This is a genomic window from Paenibacillus naphthalenovorans, from assembly GCF_900099895.1.
GTDB classification, from domain to species: Bacteria; Bacillota; Bacilli; order Paenibacillales; family NBRC-103111; genus Paenibacillus_G; species Paenibacillus_G naphthalenovorans.
The window spans coordinates 1-1,521 of record NZ_FNDY01000089.1; the positions used below are offsets into that span (position 1 = coordinate 1).

At 46.6% G+C, this 1,521-nt stretch carries 1 protein-coding gene; it reads left to right on the forward strand.

Annotated elements, in window-relative coordinates:
- Positions 1–159: 159 nt before the first annotated feature.
- Positions 160–1,518: an IS4 family transposase gene (locus tag BLT35_RS26065; RefSeq protein ID WP_074730243.1), complete on the forward strand. Its 1,359-nt coding sequence runs from the start codon at positions 160–162 to the stop codon at positions 1,516–1,518.
- Positions 1,519–1,521 lie beyond the last annotated feature (3 nt).

Consider the following 1,521-nt stretch of genomic DNA (forward strand, 5'->3'; position numbering starts at 1 on the left):
AACTCAACTTTCGCAGAGCGAAAATCGGTTTAATTGCATGATGTGACTAGACAAACAGCAGATTCAATACGGATGTTGTAAAAATAGAAAAACACCGCTTCGTTTGGTAAAGTGAGAGTGTCGAATCAAACACTACCATACAGAAGAGGTGTCCTCTACATGATAGAGCAAAACGTACAACAGAATCAACTTCCAAATGAAATCAAATCAGCCTTCAAAGAACTGAAAGTGTTGCAACACTTAAGAACAGCGGGCTTCAAAAAGAAATTCGGATATACTTGCTCGTTTCTATTCCAACTTGTCTTTGTGCTCTTGTTTCATCACAAGAACTGGTTTCGTTTGTTGGAAAGCCACAAGGGTGAATCATTTCCTGGCAAGGATGCGGTCTATCGCTTCCTAAATCACAGCGGCTATGCATGGCGCAGATTTCTAACATTGCTTAGTTCCTCCACCATTGGTAAGATTCAGCCGCTGACAGGAGAAAATCGCGTAACCGTATTTGTTGTTGACGACTCCATGTTTGAGCGAAATCGCAGCAAGGCGGTTGAACTGCTTTCCCGATTTAAGGATCATGCGACGGGTTGCTACTACAAAGGATTCCGGATGCTCACGCTAGGCTGGTCGGACGGCCATACGTTTATTCCGGTTGACTTCTCTTTGCTCGCTTCAATCAAGTCGCAAGTGAACGGCATCATGCAGGGGATCGACAAGAGAACGTCCGGCTACAAACGGCGGGTCGAAGCTTTGCTGCCTGCTCCTGAAGTCATTCCAGCGATGATTGATCGTGCGCTTTCGGCGGGCATGCAAGCCTCGTACGTCCTCATGGACAGTTGGTTCACACATGCCCCATTAATCCAAGCGATCCTTGATTGCGGTCTGGATGTGATCGGCATGGTCAAAGCGGACAAGAAACGTTATCTTGTTCGCGGTCGCCGTTTATCCTTGCAAGAGCTTTACTTTGAAGCCATCCCCGTTCAAGGGAAGAACAATGGAATCCTGCGTTCCATTCGTACCGAGTTGTCCCCAGGGATTCCGGTCACAATGGTTTTCGTGCGCCACCGCTCAAAGAAGAAAGAATGGCTTGCGATTCTATGCACTGACCTCTCCATCCCCGAAGAAGAAATAATCCGGATCTACGGAATTCGCTGGGATATTGAAGTGTTCTTCAAGTGCGCCAAATCCTTGCTGCGTCTACAAAAAGAGTTTCAGGGGCGCTCGTATGACTTGCTCATCAGCCATACTACGATTGTCTTTTCCCGTTACATATTGCTGGCGTGGCAACACCGACAAAGCACTGACAACCGCACGCTAGGCGGCTTGTTTCATTTGCTATGCGATGAAGTAAGTCAATTAGATTGGGCAGTAGCCTTAAAGCAACTTATTGAATTGCTCGAGGAAGTCGCTAAGAAAGCCAGTAAGAAGATCACAACACTTATCCAAACACAACTTCAGCATTGGATCGCCGGTTTGCCCAATTACATCAAGGCTTACCTACCGAATTTAAGCTGCGAAAGTTGAGTT

Coding starts and splice junctions, on each gene's coding strand:
- BLT35_RS26065 (WP_074730243.1), top strand. CDS start 160: ATGATAGAGCAAAACGTACAACAGAATCAACTTCCAAATGAAATCAAA.